This window comes from Shewanella sp. AS16 (assembly GCF_021412365.1).
In the GTDB taxonomy this organism is placed as follows: Bacteria; Pseudomonadota; Gammaproteobacteria; order Enterobacterales; family Shewanellaceae; genus Shewanella; species Shewanella salipaludis.
Map to the genome: position 1 here is coordinate 1 of NZ_JAKCLK010000279.1, position 290 is coordinate 290.

Here is a 290-nt window from a genome sequence, read left to right on the forward strand (position 1 = left end):
GACGAGTTTATGCAGGAGCTTGGGCTGGAAGAGCCGGGCCTGAACCGTGTGATCCGTGCCGGTTATAAGCTGCTGAACCTGCAAACTTACTTCACCGCTGGGGTGAAAGAAGTGCGTGCATGGACCATTCCGGTTGGTGCAACCGCGCCGCAGGCAGCGGGCAAAATCCATACTGATTTTGAAAAAGGCTTTATCCGTGCACAAACCATCTCGTTTGAAGATTTCATCACTTACAAAGGTGAACAAGGCGCGAAAGAAGCAGGCAAAATGCGTGCAGAAGGCAAAGATTA

Annotated in this window: 1 protein-coding gene; it reads left to right on the forward strand. The window is 51.0% G+C overall.

Annotated elements, in window-relative coordinates; translation table 11 throughout:
* Positions 1-290 (forward strand): DUF933 domain-containing protein (locus LZP73_RS20295; RefSeq protein ID WP_234236739.1); only part of this gene is annotated, 290 nt, incomplete at both ends.